Origin of the sequence: Nocardia salmonicida (genome assembly GCF_036142455.1) — a bacterium.
GTDB classification, from domain to species: domain Bacteria; phylum Actinomycetota; class Actinomycetes; order Mycobacteriales; family Mycobacteriaceae; genus Nocardia; species Nocardia salmonicida.
Window position 1 is genome coordinate 389,728 of sequence record NZ_CP108014.1, and the last position, 16,988, is coordinate 406,715.

The 16,988-nt window shown below is 63.7% G+C and carries 10 protein-coding genes; 8 read left to right on the plus strand and 2 right to left on the minus strand.

The features are described from left to right. Window position 1: 1 nt before the first annotated feature. Together mobF and OHS03_RS01890 are read left to right on the plus strand one after the other, a co-directional pair. Window positions 2-1,165 carry a MobF family relaxase gene (mobF, locus tag OHS03_RS01885; protein ID WP_328660234.1) on the plus strand — a complete coding sequence of 388 codons (1,164 nt, stop codon included), beginning with the start codon at window positions 2-4 and terminating at the stop codon, window positions 1,163-1,165. Further along, window positions 1,137-5,906 (plus strand): AAA family ATPase, encoded by a 4,770-nt coding sequence (locus OHS03_RS01890; RefSeq protein WP_328660236.1) that lies wholly within the window; start codon window positions 1,137-1,139, stop codon window positions 5,904-5,906. The genes mobF and OHS03_RS01890 overlap by 29 nt, the downstream gene beginning before the upstream one ends. 481 nt (window positions 5,907-6,387) lie before the next feature. On the opposite strand, the gene OHS03_RS01895 is transcribed toward OHS03_RS01890, so the two are convergent. Then, window positions 6,388-7,266, minus strand: coding sequence for an esterase/lipase family protein (locus OHS03_RS01895; RefSeq protein WP_328660240.1), 879 nt, complete (start codon window positions 7,264-7,266; stop codon window positions 6,388-6,390). 150 nt (window positions 7,267-7,416) lie between these two features. Then, window positions 7,417-8,016 (minus strand): QsdR family transcriptional regulator, encoded by a 600-nt coding sequence (locus OHS03_RS01900; protein ID WP_328660242.1) that lies wholly within the window; start codon window positions 8,014-8,016, stop codon window positions 7,417-7,419. 278 nt (window positions 8,017-8,294) lie between these two features. Between OHS03_RS01900 and OHS03_RS01905 the strand changes: the two genes are divergently transcribed. From OHS03_RS01905 to OHS03_RS01930, 6 genes are all read left to right on the plus strand, one after another. Beyond that, on the plus strand, window positions 8,295-9,323 hold the full coding sequence (locus OHS03_RS01905; RefSeq protein ID WP_328660244.1) for an AraC family transcriptional regulator: 1,029 nt from the start codon (window positions 8,295-8,297) through the stop codon (window positions 9,321-9,323). Between the two features lie 372 nt (window positions 9,324-9,695). Continuing rightward, window positions 9,696-10,484 (plus strand): NHL repeat-containing protein, encoded by a 789-nt coding sequence (locus OHS03_RS01910; protein ID WP_328660246.1) that lies wholly within the window; start codon window positions 9,696-9,698, stop codon window positions 10,482-10,484. A 382-nt stretch (window positions 10,485-10,866) separates the two neighbouring features. Beyond that, window positions 10,867-12,411, plus strand: a complete 1,545-nt coding sequence (locus OHS03_RS01915; RefSeq protein ID WP_328660249.1) for a long-chain-fatty-acid--CoA ligase — start codon at window positions 10,867-10,869, stop codon at window positions 12,409-12,411. 401 nt (window positions 12,412-12,812) lie between these two features. Continuing rightward, window positions 12,813-14,144 carry a DUF1254 domain-containing protein gene (locus OHS03_RS01920; RefSeq protein WP_328660251.1) on the plus strand — a complete coding sequence of 444 codons (1,332 nt, stop codon included), beginning with the start codon at window positions 12,813-12,815 and terminating at the stop codon, window positions 14,142-14,144. A 99-nt stretch (window positions 14,145-14,243) separates the two neighbouring features. Continuing rightward, the gene (locus OHS03_RS01925) at window positions 14,244-15,455 is read left to right on the plus strand and encodes a TetR/AcrR family transcriptional regulator (RefSeq protein ID WP_328660253.1); all 1,212 of its coding nucleotides are present in this window, start codon (window positions 14,244-14,246) and stop codon (window positions 15,453-15,455) included. Between the two features lie 313 nt (window positions 15,456-15,768). Beyond that, a complete protein-coding gene (locus OHS03_RS01930) occupies window positions 15,769-16,926 on the plus strand; it encodes an acyl-CoA dehydrogenase family protein (protein WP_328664050.1) in 1,158 nt (385 codons plus the stop codon). Window positions 16,927-16,988 lie beyond the last annotated feature (62 nt).

Consider the following 16,988-nt stretch of genomic DNA (forward strand, 5'->3'; position numbering starts at 1 on the left):
CATGGTCGCAACAATTCACCGAGTCACTGCAGGCAACGGATACCTCTACTACTTACGCAATATCGCCGCCAACGACACCACCGCACGCGGGCGCTCGTCGCTGGCCGACTACTACTCAGCCCACGGCGAAGCACCCGGACGCTGGCAAGGCAGCGGCCTCGCCGCGCTCAACATCCCACCGGGCGCGGAAGTGACAGAGTCGCAGATGAAGTCACTGTTCGGACTGGGCATCCACCCGAACGCCGAACAGATCGAAGAGCAGGTCTACGCCCACCAGATCACCCTCGGCGCAAACGATCGCGAAGCCACCCAGGCCGCCGAGAAAGCATCGAAACTGGGCAATAAGTTCGCCGTCTACGGAGCCCACTCCCAGTACCGGCAACAGTGCTCAGATGCTTTTCGCACATACAACTCCGAACAGAACCTCCCACCCACAACCGCAATCCCGTACGACGAACGCGCAGGAATCCGCACTGGCGTCGCGACAGAAATGTTTACCTCCGAGTACGACCGCCCACCGTTGAATGCCCGGGAATTGTCGGGGTGGGTCGCGAAGAACTCGCGCCCGAAACACGCGGCAGTCGCCGGTTTCGACATCACCTTCAGCCCGGTCAAGAGCGTCTCAGTCCTATGGGCACTCGCGTCACCTGACGTTTCGCACCGGATCGAGGCCGCGCATCAGCGCGCGATCGAGGATGCGTTGACCTGGTTGGAGCACAACGCGATCTTCACCCGGTTGGGCCGCAACGGGATCCGGCAGGTCGACGTCGACGGAATCGTCGCCGCGGGGTTCACCCACCGCGACAGCCGCGCAGGCGATCCCGACCTGCACACCCATGTCCTGATCGCCAATCGCGTCCGCACCCTCGACGGCAAATGGCGCACCATCGACTCCAAAACCCTGCACGAAGCCGTTGTCACCGCCTCGGAAATCTTCGACTCCCGCATCGAGCACCACCTCGAAACCGACCTCAATCTGCAGTTCGAAGCCCGGCCCGGACGCACCCCCGACCAAGTCCAGATCCGTGAAATCGTCGGCATCCCCCTGGAACTGATCGAAGCCTGGTCACAGCGGGGCGCCGCGATCGTCGCCCGCCTCGACCAGCTCACCGCGGCATTCCAGGCAACGTTCGGGCGTGAACCATCGCCGAAAGGAGATCTATGACCTCTACGATCGCGCGACGCTGGAAACCCGCCCGACCAAACACCTCTCGACCTCACTCGCCGAGCAACGCGACACCTGGGCGGCACAGGCCGGGCAACTATTCGGAGGCCGTGACGGCGTCGAAGACATCGTGGCGCGCGCGGTGTCGGTATCGCCGACACCACGCCCGGAGCCCGATGCCGCGTTCATCTCCTCGGCTGCCGAACGTGCACTGGCCGGGGTCTCCGCCAGGCGTTCGACCTGGGGGATCTTCAACCTCCGTGCCGAGGTCGAACGCCAACTCCGCGGCCAGATCGCGTCCGCCGACTGGAACTGGATCCCGGAAAAGGTTGTCGCCGAGGCACTGTCACCGCCGTCCACAGTTGCGCGCGGAGACCCCGACCTCACCGAACAACCAGTATTGCGGGCCGTCCCGACATGGTTGCGTCGCAGCGACACCACCGGTGTCCACGTGCGCGCGAACTCGCAGGTCTACACCACCGAATCCACCCTGGACGTCGAAGCAGCGTTGATCGAGCTCTCGGTCGAACCTGGCGCCCGTGTCCTCGACGCCGAGTTGGTGGCCAAAGCGGTCTCGTACTACAACACCGCGAACCCGGATCGCCCGCTGAATGCCGGCCAGATCGGCGTCGTCTCGTCGTTCGCCACCTCCGGGCTGCGTGTCCATACAGCTAACGCCCCGGCCGGAACCGGCAAGACCACCGCGATGCAGGTCCTCACCACCGCATGGCATTCCGGTGGCGGAACTGTCCTCGGCATGGCGCCCACCGCTGCTGCGGCCGCTGTTCTGGGGGAGTCGATCGGCACCCGCGCCGAGACCGTCGACAAACTTCTCAACGTCATCAACCGCCACACCCCGAGCCCGAACAATCCCGTCATCGCCGGAGATCATCCGTCGTCGTTGCCCCAATGGGTACTCGACATCGACGACAGAACCTTGGTGATCGTCGACGAACACGTCAAACTCGGCAACACCAAACGCCTACAACTGCTGCGGTTCCTCTCCGCTCGCGGGGCGACGGTGCGTTGTATCGGCGACGACAAGCAGCTGCCGGCGATCGAAGCCGGTGGCGCCGACGCCGACATGAACGCCGCCTCGCCTGAACAAACCCTGACGCTCTCGCACGTCGTCCGGTTCGCATCCACGGGCGAAGCGACCGCCTCGATCGGGCTACGCGAGGGCGACCCGTCCGCGCTGGCCTGGTATCTGGACAACGATCGCATCCACGCCGGGCACACCGGATCGGTCTACGACGACACCTACCAAGCCTGGGCCACCGACGACCTCGAAGGTCGCGACGTGATCATGCTCGCTCCCACACACGATGTCGTGACAGCACTCAATGCTCGCGCCCGCGCTGACCGACTCGCTCGAACCGACACTGAAACCGGTCCAGAAGTGGTTCTCGCGGACGGTCTGTGCGCCTCGGTCGGTGACACCGTGCGCACGCGACGCAACAACCCGAAGCTGCGTTTCGGAGAACACGACTGGGTTCGCAACGGCTACTCCTGGACCGTCACCGACGTCCACAACGACGGTTCACTGACCGTTTCACACCGCCACCGTGGCACCGACAGCGACAAAACGGTGCGCCTCCCGTCCGAATATGTGCGCACGCACGTGCGCCTCGGATACGCGTCGACGATCGATTCCGCCCAAGGAATCACCGCCGACACCTGCCATGTCGCGTTGTCCGGACGCGAATCACGCCAACAGTTCTATGTCGCGATGACCCGCGGGATCCACGCCAACCACGTCCATATCGTCACCGCGCTCGACGGCGCCGAAGGCGCGATCTACACCGAACCCGCCACCTACCCGCGCACAGCAATCGAGATCCTGCACCGCGTAATGGCACGCGACGGAGCACAAAAGTCCGCGCACACCGCACTGCGTGATGCCCTGGACCCTGCCTTGCGGATCGGGCGCGCGGTCGATATTTACCTCGACACCCTCGGCCTGGCCGCCGAACACGCATTCGGCACCGACCGACTCGAAGCCCTCGACCACGCCGCCGACACCCTCCACCCGAACCTGACCGACCGCCCCGCCTACCCGATCCTGCGCCAACACCTCGCTCTGATCGCGCTCACCGGCACCGATCCCGTCACCGCGCTCCGCGCCGCAGCCGACAAACGAGAACTCGACACCGCCGATGATCCTGCCGCAGTTCTGGACTGGCGCCTGGACCCCACCGGTGCTCATTCCGCCGGCACCGGTCCGCTGGCCTGGACACCTGGACTCCCGGACCAGATAGTCGATCGTGCTGCCGCCGAACCCGTTGCGGCACGCGAAAAGATCGTGGTCGACCTCGCCGCACAGATCCGAGCCACTGCACAACAGTGGACACCGAGCACTGCACCCGCGTGGGTACGACCACTGCTGGGCACCGACCCAGCGTTGCTCGGCGAGCTTGCGGTGTGGCGAGCCGGACTACACGTACCCGACACCGATACCCGACCGACCGGACCACCCCGCCACACCCACCTCGAACGCCACCACCAACAGCGCCTCGAGCACCGCGTCATCGACGCCAACGGCGATCCGACGCTTCCGCGCAACAAGTGGGCCGAGATCGTCGACCAGATCGATCACCGCATCACAACCGATACCTACTGGCCCGTCATCGCTGACAAGATCGACCTCGCACACCGCGCCGGCATCGATATCGCCACGCTGCTCACCGATGCCGCCGCACACCACCCATTACCCGATGAGATGGCGGCCGCCGCTCTATGGGCACGCCTGGAACTCGAGCCCTCCGCTCTCGACACCACCGGCACCGACCTCCTCCGGCCCGAATGGCTACCTCACCTCGAAACAGTCCTCGGCACGGCCACGGCCGAACAAATCGTCACCGAACCGGCATGGCCACGCGTCGTCGCCGCAGTCGAACGCGCCACGAGTACCTGGTCCTCACACGATCTGCTCAGTACCGCCTACGAACTCCTGCAAGGCGCCCAACCCGATGACGCCGCGCCGCTGCGACCCGCTCAACTCGCCGCCGCGCTGGCCTGGCGCATCGACGCCCTCCATCACCACACTTCGTCGCCCCCGCCAGCCACACGACCCTCGACACCCACCGTCGCCAAAACAGGCACAACAACCGCCGATTACGAACAATCGTCGGCGCCCGACGCCGCCGAGAACCGCCGACCTCCGAGCACGGACGAGCCTGCCAGGTTGGACAACACCGGCCATCCCACCGACGGCGACCCGACGTCCGGGATCGAGGACATCGCAAGAATGTTCGCAGCAGGGCGGATTACCGATGCAGTCGAAACGTTCCGACGGTTCAGCAATGCGCTGTCGGAGGAAGAACGCGGCGTATTGACCACAGTCGCAGACACCCTGTACCAGTACAGCTTCCCCGTCGCGCAGGCTCGATTGCGATGGGCTGCGGACCAATCTCCGCACCATCGGGCCCTGATCCGAGCGTCCATACCGAAGACCGATCCACACACCTTCAACCGCGACACCGACCCGGATCGCGAACGATCGCACCCCGTCTACGACCATCGCGAGCACTCCGACCCCACCCTCACACCAACCGTGTTCGACCCGATCCAGGCAGCTGGCGACGACGCCTTCGATACCTATCTCGCTGACACGGAATCGTCCGATAGCCCTGAACGGGGGACAGTCGAGCGACCTCGGACAGCCGGTGTCGGGTTCCCGATCGACTACGACCTGGCCGCGATGCCCACCGTCGCGGGACTCGTGTGTGTCGACTGCAGCATCGAACGCCCCCGCAACGCGAGCATTCCTGTGCCGCCGCGGCACTCCGACGACGGTCTATGCCACTCCTGCCGCGACAACGCCCGACCGCCAATCCCCGACCACGACCCCGCCGACCACATCACGGCCCGATGCACTCACATCACCGAAACACACCCTGCACCTGCGGCATTAGCGATGCTGCGCCGAGATTGGCGGGCTCTCGACTTCACCCGGCGCGCGATCATCGAACAGTGGCTCCACGACCACCCGCTCCTCGAACAACCACTGCCTGTGCTCGATTCGCTGCAGCGCCTCACCGATCACGACCTCACCCAGGCGATCGAAGGCCTGCGTCAACGACTCGGAAACATCGCCACTGAGGCCGACTTCTTCGTACCCATCCGACACGCTGAAGTCGACGTCGAACCCGATCCGGCCGTGGCCGAACACCAGAAAGCCGCCGACCGTGCACAACAAACCGCCCGGCAGTGCGCTGACGAACTCGACACCGCCATTCGTCGACTCCACGCCACCTCTGTCGCACTTGACGCCGCGCGCGAGGAAATCGATGCGCTTTCGGTGACGCGGCGCCGCCAGCGCAAAACCTTGCAAGAACACATCAACACCCTGACCGATAAGCACCGCCAGCACACCGAAGCACACGAACAGGCCCGTGCCGCCGCGCGCGCTGCCAACCGCACCTCCAACGAACTGGCAGCCCGTGCCGAACACATCGCAATCGAAGGCGAACACCGCCGACTCGCAGATCAAGCCCAAGCCGCCGACAACGACGACGCAGCACGCGACGCAGCTGTCATAGCGCTACAGCAGGGCATCAGTTCAGAGCTCGCCGACCACCGTGCAGAACACCAGCGACGACAAGCGCTGACGCCCTCGCAACGACGTCGGGAAGAGCGTGCACGCCTCGAATGCACACTGGCGGCCGAGAATTTTGGTCCCGAGGAGTATTTCGAACCGGATACCAACCAACCGATTCGCCGAAGGGAATTGGGTCTATAGGCGATCGATCTGACAGGGATCCGGACCAAATGACCTGTATGTACACCAGTGGCATGGATCACCAAGACCGGACGGGGTCGGCGGTCTGGGCGCGATCGGTGAGCATTCTTATCATCGGGCTGCAGCCGATGCCCGCGGGAAGCAGCACCAGCGGGAGCGTCGTCGTGTAGCACGAGCAGTCCCCGGAGATCCGCCCGTCGAACGCGGACGTGGACGTGATCTCGTCGAATCCGTTAGTTTCTCTTGAAGGCGATTAGTCGCCGAGAGTATCGCCACGTGACGCTAGACCTCCGTCGGCCGGAACGGCGGGGTTTCTTGAGGCCATCTGCTCAGCAGGAACCCGATTCGGATGAGAAAGCCGGGCCGAAAGCCTGCCAGCGAGGCGGGGCGGAGCCGTTGTCAGGCGCCGCCCCGTAACGCGGGCCGGTCCCTTACCCTTCCGATGGAGACCCTTCCGGTAGAGCGAGGCGAGCCCGCGGACTTACAGGATCGGTCCGTATCCGGTGCAGGTGGGTTTGAAGTCGGGAGTGTTGGGGCCGAGTGCATTCAGGATGTTCTGCATCGTCGGGCTGTCGAGGAACAGCCCGATGTGTCCGACGGGGTTGTCGGGGCATTGGTCCTGGAGCAGGATGTTGGTGACGTCGTCACCATTGAGGAATGCCTGCGTGTACGGGGTGATGACAAGGTCTTTTCTCGTTTGGATAACGACATAACGCACCCCGGGGACAGTGTCGCCATCAGCATAGAGTTCGGTTGCGACCGGTGATCCGATGACCTGCTGTGTGAGAGCGGGCATTTGGAGGAATTGATAGAGATTCCCGGTCAGACCCATCAGGCCGAGCGCGTTCACCAGGTTGCCCAAACCGTGCGAGGTGGTGCCGTGGTTGCTGGGAGCCATTCCGACGAGTGTGCGCACCTTTGCCGCGCCACCGAGGCGCTTGATGTAGTAGTTGGGAAGCATGCCTCCGCCCTGGGAGTGTCCGACGACATCGACTTTGGCTGCTCCCGTGGTCTCCAGCACCTTGTCGACGAAGGTGGCCATGGTGCGAGCCGAGGTGGGGATGTCGCCGAGCCCATAGAACACGCCGGCGGAAATCATGGTCGCGCCGTATTCGAAAGAGAAAACACAGTAGCCCTCTCGGGCGAGCATGGGCGACAATGTCATCCAGTTGAGAGCGGCAGTGCCACCGGTGCCGTGTACCAGGACAACCGGGTTGGGGTGTGCGGCGCTGGGTTTGCAGGACCAGTCGTTCGCGCCGGGCGGTTGGGTTTCTGCGGCGGCGGGGGCGGCCGCGATTCCGGTCATCAACGTGACGGCGGCAACTGCGGTGAGCCAACGGTGGAGTGCGGGGTGTTTCATGTGTCTCCCACGAGATGGTGAATTCGGTGCCTCGATCAGGCATCGGGTCGAACACAACCTCGCCGCAGTTGCGGCATGTGTTCTGGGACACACATATGAAACACCTAAGTGATGTGTTACGCAAGGGCTGATCGAATCGCACCTCCGGTGCTACTCCTGCCGCGGCACCTGTAGGACGCCCTCCACCAGCTGTTGAATCAAGATCATGGCCTTGGGAAAATGCTCGGTGTGGCCGGCCATGACGTCGGAGTAGAAGATCGCGTCCCCCATGCGCACGACGGCGAACGCGAGAGTCTCGAGATCGACCAATGGCACGAGTCCGCCCTCGGCGACATCGCGCCTGAGCAGCGTGAGGTGCGCGGCGATCAAACGCGGCTCTACCGAGCCATCGGGATCGGTCAGGGCCCGCATCGCCACCGGCTGTTCGTTCTCGAGCAACCATGCCAAGCCGGGCTCACGCACTGCGGCGTTGCCGTAGTGCTCCAAAATTCGTAGGTATCGCAGCCAGCCCTTCTCGTCGCGGACCGCCGTACCGTACTGCTCCAACCAGTGGGTTTCCGCGCGCCGAAGCGCTCGGCTAGCCAGCCACCACACTGCCTCGCCCATGAGCTTCTCCCGGTTGCCCACACGCCGGAAAAGCGTGGTCCGCGACATTCCGAATCGGGTCGCGATTTCGCTGGTGTCCAGCCGTACTCGCTTGTGAATCAGTCCGGCGGCGTAATGGATGATCTCATCTGCGGGGGCATGCACAATCGCACCCTACGACGCGGCGCACCGTATCCGGCGAAGGGGTTCCGATCCCACTCCGAGGCTGGCCGCCGAACTGGCTGCGGGATGCTCGTGTTCAAACCGATCGCTCGGCTGTGTATGTGGAACTGGAACGTCGATGCTGTGTGGAACGGCTATCTCGCACGCAGCTGGCTGGCGCGTGGAAGCGCAGACGCTGTCACCGCGCCGAGGCCGCAGCTGCAGTGCCGGGTCCCTGCTCTACCTTGACGTCTGCGTCGACCTGTTTCACTCTATGCGCCATGCCTGTTGTCAGATCGGCTGCCTTGCGTGCGTTCCGCGCGACGATCGTCGAACTCGGCGGCGACCCCGAGCGCTATGCCTCCGATTCCGGATTGCCAGTACGTGCATTGGATGAGGACGATCTGCTGGTACCGGAGCTTGCGGTGGCTGCCACGCTGCAGGCTGCGGCAGTGAGCCTGGACTGTCCCGATCTTGGATTGAGAGTTGCGGCCAGGACCGACGTCGGGATGTTGGGGACGCTGGGGTTGGCTATGCGCAATTCCGCGACCCTGGGCGAAGCATTGGACTGCGCGTCGCGGTACGTATTGGTGCACAGCCGCTCCTTGCGTTTGTCGGTCGTCAGCGATCCATATGCAGCCAAGGGAGTGGTCGCGCTGCGATACGGTCCCATCGTGCAAGATCCGATGTTTGCGCAGGTCACAGACCTCGGTCTCGGGTGTCTGCACCGATTGACCCAGTCGCTGGTCGAAGGTGGCTACGGATTGCGGAGCGTGGAGTTGGCATATCCGGCTCCGGCTCCGCGGTTGGCCTACGAACAGTTCTTCGGGGCGCCGGTGCGTGATCGTCGGCCATCGGCACTGTTGCGGTTGCCAGCCGCCGTACAGGCGCGACCGGTCGTGGGCTGCAGCGATATCCAGGTCCAGCAACTCGCATTGGCGGTGCTCGCGCAGCAGATTCCGGGATCGGTCACCAGCACGACGCGCCAGGCGCGGTCCGCGGTGCTGAAACTGCTGGGTGTCACGCTTCCCGATGCTGCCGTGGTGGCCGACATGTTGACCATGCATCGCCGGACTTTGCAGCGCCGGCTCGAGCAGGAAGGGACCAGCCTGACCTCGATCATTGATGATGTGCGTCGCGTGGAGGCCCGGCGCTACCTGTGCTCGACCGATCTGTCGTTGCAGCGGATCGCCGGGATGTTGAGTCTGTCGCATCAGTCGGCGCTAACCCGCTGTAGCCGACGATGGTGGGGCGTGGCCCCAAGCGTGGTGCGCGCCGATGCCAGAGCTGCCCGCGAAGGTGTCGCCTGAGGGTAAAAAGTTGTCGCCTCGGGATCAATATCGGTGTGCTGGTTGCTCGACACTTATCACGATCCGCGTTCGGCAATCGAAGGGGTACCGATGGCACACCTGAGTTCATTCCCATCCAATGTGGCCCCCGCTCGCGGCAACAACAATTTCGGCGCTGAAGTTTCCGGTGCGGTATCGCCGATAACCGATCCGAAAGGCAGGGCGTTGCGCGGAATGAATCGCCGAACAGCTGTGGTGCACACCATTGGAAGAGCGGCGTTGGGGGCGGTCTTCCTGCTGACGACTCAAACTGGTGGCGGTATCGGGCATGCCACACCCGGCAATGACGATTGCCGCCCCTGGGCAGTGACGCCGATCGCACGAGACCTCGGCATGCTCGAGAATCTGGCCTTCGACGGCCGCGGCGGAATGTTGCTGTCGCGTCAGGGCATCACGCAACTGGGATCGCTGGATCGACTGACTCCTGACGGGAACGTGCAGACCCTCGCCTCCGATATCGATGCACCCGGTGGCATCGCGGTCCAAGGCCGCACGGCTTATGTGACCGTGGGCAATTCACCTACCGCCGCCGTGTTGGGGACCCGTGACGGCACCGTGGACAGCGTCAACCTCGACACCGGCGCCAGGCACACCGTCGCGACCGGTCTGACCATGCCCAACGGGCTTGCCATCCTGCCCGACGGAAATCTGGTGGTCAGCAGGAACACGGGCCAGGCGGGATTGAGCCTGATTCGCACAACCGATCCCAGCCCGATCCCTTACGCGGTGCAGGGACCAACCACCAACGGCCTCGCACTGGACCACACCGGACGATGGCTCTACACCGACACGAGTTTCGACAGCACCACCCAACTGCTCGCCATCGACACCCACAATCCGAGCTCACCGCCACGCTCGTGGGCCATTCCGGGGGCAGGCCCACTGAACATCGCGGACGACCTCACTGCCGACGATGCCGGAAACGTCTATGTCGCACTCAATCTCGCTGGTGAAGTAGTCCGAGTCGATACGATCAGCGACGCTACCTGCGTGGTGGCGCGCGGACTGGTGGGCATCTCCTCGGTTCGGATCGGCGACGGGACCGGATGGGATCCAACAGCGCTCTACACCACCGGATTCGACGGGACCGTCCACCGACTCGACCGACCTGTAGGTCGCTGAACCTCAATTCTGTTGCTCACTGACCTCTGGCGGATACGACTCCTCGGACAGGGCTCGCAACGGTTGCAGAGGTCCTTACTCTCTCGTCTTCCCATGTGTCAGATGCAGTAGCCGACTCACGCAGCGCACAAGCGGTTGATCCAGCGTGCCCGCGGGTCGGTTCGCACCACTGAGCCCCGGATGTCTCCCGACATGTCAACGCGAAACGGCTGGGCTCCGCGCCAGCACGAAGCCCGATGAATCCGCAGCACTGGGAGCGGCCCGGCGATTCATCCCCGAAACTGCCGAAACAAACGTCACCGACGATCCACTCATTCTGCGCTGACAGAGGCTGACAATTCACCGGGCACTTCGCAGTGCTCACGTTGCACAAAGGAGTCTTATGTATCTCACACAAGGCCTGCACCGGGCAATGCAGCAGAACCCCGACGGCATCATGACCATTTTCGGGAATCGCACCCGAACCTTCGCGCAGGTTATCGATCGCGTGGCACGTCTCGCTGACGGACTGCACCGACTCGGAGTGTCCAGCGGCAGTCGGGTGGGAATCCTGGCCCTGAACTCCGACCGGTATCACGAGTACCTGTTGGCGGTGCCGTGGGCCGACGCCGTCGTCAACCCTGTCAATATTCGTTGGAGCGCCGCGGAGATCGCCTACTCCCTGATGGATTCCGACACCACCGTCCTGTTCGTGGACGATGCGTTCGTGCCATTGGTACCTGCCATCCGCGAAGCCGCACCTACCCTTCACACGATCATCTATTGCGGCGACGGACCCGCACCGGTGGGGACGCACGCATACGAAGAACTCATCGCCACCGGGCTGTCGATACCCGACGCGAGTCGCAGCGACGACTCGATCGCAGGCATCTTTTACACCGGCGGCACTACCGGGCATCCTAAGGGCGTCGCCCTGAGCCACGCCAATCTCGCCACCTCCGCGCTCGGCGCATTGGCAGCCGGATTCGTACTCGAGCCCGGCGCGCGATTCTTGCATGCCGCACCCATGTTTCACCTGGCAGCCCTCGGTGGCTGGTACGGCCAGTTGATCCTCGGCGGCACACACGTGATCATCCCGGCCTTCGATCCGGTCGCCACTCTGCGCGCGATCGAACAGCACCAAACGACAGTCTCGCTGCTGGTGCCGGTGATGATTCAACTGCTCGTCGATCATCCCCAGGTAGCAGATCACGACCTGTCGAGCATGCAGACGATCGTGTACGGCGCTTCTCCGATCGCAGAGGCAGTCCTCAAGCGCGCGATGACCGTATTTCCGCAGGCCGGATTCGTGCAGGCATATGGAATGACGGAACTGTCACCTATTGCGACACTGCTCAGCCCCGACGACCATCGGGCAGGTCGGCTGCGGTCGGCCGGACGCGCAGCTCCCCACTCGGAGGTACGCATCGTCGACCCCGACGGCAACGATGTACCGCGTGGCACCGTCGGTGAGATCACGGTGCGAGGGGGAAACGTCATGCTCTTTTATTGGAACAAACCTGATGAAACCGCGGCAACCATCCGCAATGGGTGGTTGTACACCGGCGACGGCGGTTACATCGACGAGGACGGCTACCTCTACATCAGCGACCGCATCAAGGACATGATCGTCTCCGGAGGAGAGAACGTATACTCCGTCGAGGTCGAGAACGCCCTCGCTTCCCACCCTGCGGTTGCCGCTTGCGCGGTAATCGGGGTACCGGACCCGCACTGGGGTGAACGAGTACACGCGGTCGTGGCGTGCCGGGCCGGAGCCACTCTCGAACTCGCCGACGCTCGCGCACATCTCAAGGACCTCATCGCCGGATACAAGGCGCCACGCAGCCTCGACATCGTCGACGAGCTTCCGGTTTCGGGAGCAGGAAAAATCCTCAAACGTGAACTGCGCAGACGGTATTGGAGTGATACCGGCCGACAGGTCCATTAGGCAGTGGACCGGGTGACTTTATACGGATGGAAGTAGTCGTCGAGCTCGCCGCGATGCCGCAGAAGGATGAAGCCGACAGCGTTGCTCTTGGGTGGCTCGCTCAGTGAGGTTGTGGACGGAGCCAGGTCACCGCTAGATCTGCGTGCTGATTCGTCGCCTCGGCGTGGGTGGATTCAGGTCCAACGGAGCGGGCGCGCGCGAACCGTTGGGGGCGGTGGCAATCCCTATCTCCTCCACGAGGGTGCGGTATGCACTCACTTGTCCAGATACCGTGGTGCGGATCCTTCGGCGGACGTCCGCGCCCCACCTGGACGGTCGCGCGCGCCTCCGCTGGCCGCAGGGCTACCGCGGGTATCGTCCGGCGGACCTGCTGGCGAGATTCGATGAGATCAGGAGTGGGGATGGCAGCTTCGCTGACGCCGGACGAGGCGCGAAGCCTCGCGCACGACGGGTATGTGTGGGGTCTACCGCTGATCTATGTCGCGACGCAGTCCGATGTCCTGACCCACGTCACCTCCCCCACCGGCACGCGCTCGCCGATCAACCAGTTCGCCCATTACAGGGCGTTCCCGGATGCGTCCAACAAAACGGTCGTCGGTTTCAACGTCGACACGCTCTACTCGCTCGCGCAGACGGATCTCGCCGCTGAGCCGTTACTGCTGACAGTGCCGCCGATGGGCGACCGCTACTGGATCATGCAGATCATCGACGGCTGGAACAATGTCCCCGCCGCCCCGGGCTCACGCACGGTCGGCGGCACCGGTGGTGTGTTCGCACTGGTTGGGCCAGGTTGGGAAGGCACGCTGCCCGATGGGGTTATCGAGATCCGTGTCCCGACCAGCATCGCGATCATCGGTGGTCGTATCTACACCGCCGGCCCGGACGACTACTCGGTAGTCCACGCGATCCAGGACCAACTCTCGCTCGTGCCCTTGTCCGCATGGGGAACCCATTACACGCCGCCCGTCGAAGTTCCGCTCGTGCCCGGGGTGCAGGACACACCAGTTCCTGCACAGATCAACGCCCTGACCGCTGAGGAGTTTTTTGCCCGGCTCAACGAACTCCTCGTCACGAACCCACCCGAACCGGCGGATCCGGAAACGGTAAGGAGGCTGGCAGCTCTGGGCGTAGCACCAGGCGCCCCCTGTACGATCGACCAGCAACCCACCGATGTTCAGACCGCGATCGAGGAGGGGATCGCCTCCGCTCGGCGGGCGATCCTTTCGGAAGAGCCCGACCTCGGTGAGCATGTCAACGGGTGGGTAGTTGCGCGCGACCTCGGGCGATACGGTACCCGTTACCTGTACCGGGCGGCGTGGACCTACTTCGGTGTCGGCGGCAACCTCGCTAAGGACGCGATCTACCCGCTCGCTGTCGTCGACGGCGAAGGACAGTTCCTCGAGGGTGCGCACCGCTATGCCCTCCTCTTCTCCGGCGACGAGCTGCCGCCCGTGCACGCGTTCTGGTCAGTGACCATGTACGACGCCGACTCCTATCTCGTTCCGAACGCGGTCGGCATCTACGCGGTCGGCAGCCGAAGTGGGCTCCGCTACGCCGACGACGGATCCCTCACCATTGCCGTCCAAGCTGAACAACCCGACGGCTTGTCGTCGACCAACTGGCTGCCCGCCCCGGCGAACGGCCGATTCAAGCTGGCGCTGCGTCTCTACGGTCCCCGCGACGAAGCCGTAAAAGGTCTCTGGCAGCCCCCTGCTATTCACCGCCTCGGGTAGTCACACAGCTGCGTGCGCCCGAGCCGTGCCCTCACCAGCGGCGTACGTCGGCACTGTTCGACCCGCGAGAGTGCGTTCAGATGGCAAGTGTGCAGGTGAGTGCGCGTCAACGCGTATCGTTGGTGCCTTAATCGCCATTCACTTTGTCGAGAGGTGCGCATGTCCGGTCCTGAGGTTGCGGTTCGTCGTCGGCCGAAGGATCGAAAAGCGCAGATCCTGGAGGCGGCTCATACGCTGTTCGTCGAGCAGGGGTACCGAAATGTGTCAATGGCGCAGATCGCGGATCGCGTCGGGATCACCGCCGGCGCGCTGTACCGGCACTTCTCCAACAAAGCGATGCTGCTGAGCGCGGTGATCGGATCGAGTTTTAGTGAGGCCGTCCCGGCGTTCGATGCCTCCGCGTCGCTCCCGGAGGTCCTGGCAGACAGCTGCCGCTACGTCGCGGTCAGCCGAGACGGGGGAGTGTTGTGGTGGCGCGAGGCACGACACCTGCCGGGTGAGATGCGTAGTGAACTCTGGGACCGCCTGCGGGCGATCAACCGGCGGCATGCCGAGCTCATCCGATGCGAACGGCCGGAACTGGAGGAGTCGAGTGCCGAGGTTCTCGCGTGGGGTGTGCAGGCGGTACTCGGCACCCCGGGATTCCATTCCTCGCAGCTCCCACCACTAGAATTCGCGGCCCTGTTGACCAGGGTATGCATGGCGGTCTGCGCCGCAGAGGTGACAGCGTCACCGCATGTGGTGGCACGCCGCCGGTCCGGACTGTCGGCGGTGTCCAAACGGGAGGAGATGCTCAGGTACGCCGTTGTGTTGTTCGACGAGAAGGGTTACGAAGCCACCAGTTTGGACGATATCGGTGTCGCGGTTGGCGTATCCGGGCCGAATCTGTACAGCTACTTCGCGAGCAAGGCTGACCTTCTACAGGCCGCGGTCGAGCGTGGGGCGAATGCGCTCTGGTTGCTGCTGCACGCTGTGCTGCGGGAGAACGACGAGCCGCAGCGCGCCTTGGTGGAGCTGGTGCGGGGCTATACCAGGCTGGCTGTGGACCAGACGATCCTCACCTCGTTGTTGCTGACCGAGCAGGCGGCCTTGTCGAACGTCGCGCACGCTCGCCAGCGTGAATACGTCGCGGAGTGGACCGCCCTGCTCCGCGCGGCCCGGCCTGAGCTGGAGGAGATGTCGGCGCGAATTCTCGTGCACACGGCGCTGGGCGTCATAAACACGATGGCCAGGATCGAACATCTTCGGGCCCTTGAATCGTTCCAAACCGATCTTGCGGTGCTCGCCGTCGCGGTGTTGCTCTCCGCCTGACGTCGGCGGCAACGGAACCGCGCGAACCCTTCCCATGGAAGTGAATATGTATTAAGGTGAAATCACTCCCTTGGTGTTGAAGGGGCGGCATGACCCATCAACACTCATGTGTTCGGCGTAGGGAAAATTTCCGGAGCCTCGCGAAGCAATCGCCTGTCGGCGTGAGGATTCACCGCTGTAGCCGCGAAGACCCTCGTCGATCGTGGGACTGTGCGACCTGGCCGTGTGCTGTCTTCGGGGCATCTATGTATATGGCGATTCAATCTCTGCCCGGCCGATGTCGGCCAGGGCACGAAGAAAAAGGAGGAAGCGAATGACCGCAACGTCCACTTACACATCACCTTGGTGCGATTCGGAGACCATGGCACTCGGCAATCTGGCCGAGAAGTTCTTCGCTCGGGAGATCACCCCCCATCGCGAGCGATGGGAGCAGCAGCACTGTGTGGATCGGGTGGCCTGGACCAAAGCCGGCGAACTCGGTTTGCTGTGCTGTTCCATTCCTGATCAATACGGCGGTGGCGGTGGGACTTTCGCCCATGACCTCGCCGTCCTCGAGGCGCAGGCTCGCGCGCTGGACACCGGATTCGGCAACATGGTCCACAGCGGCATCGTGGCGCACTATGTTCTGGGGTACGGCACCGAGGAGCAGCGCCGACGTTGGCTACCGAAGATGGCGACCGGCGAGATGATCGGTGCCGTTGCCATGACCGAACCCGGTGCCGGTTCGGACCTGAAGAACATCAAGACCACAGCTGTGCGCGCTGGCGAGCACTATGTGATCAATGGGGCCAAGACGTTCATTTCCAACGGCGCGCTGGCCGACCTCATCGTGGTGGTGGCCAAGACTGATCCGGCGGCGGGCGCCAAGGGAATATCGCTCGTTGTGGTCGAGACCGCTGACTGTCCCGGATTCACCCGCGGGCGAATCCTCGACAAGGTGGGCCAGCCGACCGCCGACACCTCCGAACTGTTTTTCGAGAGTGTTCGGGTGCCCGCATCACACCTCCTCGGTGGCGAAGAGGGCCGCGGATTCGGTCAGCTGATGACCCAGCTCCCGCAGGAGCGGCTGTTGATCGGCATCAATGCGGTAGCGACGATGGAGGCCGCAGTCGCCGAGACCATCGCCTACACCAAGTCGCGCAACGCCTTCGGACAGTCCATCTTCGACTTCCAGAATACGAAGTTCGTCCTCGCAGAGTGTGAAACGGTTGCCCACGCGGCGCGGGTATTCATCGATTCGTGTATCGAGCGGCACCTCGCCGGAAACCTTGACACCACAACCGCCGCGATGGCGAAGTGGTGGCTCACCGAGCAGCAATGCCAGGTGATCGACCGATGCGTGCAACTCTTCGGCGGCTATGGATATATGCGCGAATACCCCATCGCCCGTATGTACGAGGATGCCCGGGTTCAGAAGATCTACGGCGGATCCAACGAAGTCATGAAAGACCTTATCGCGCGAGCCCTCTGAAACCGCGGCGTCTATTCGCCGCGCAATCCGGAAGCGGTAACCCCAAGACTTCGCCACAGCCA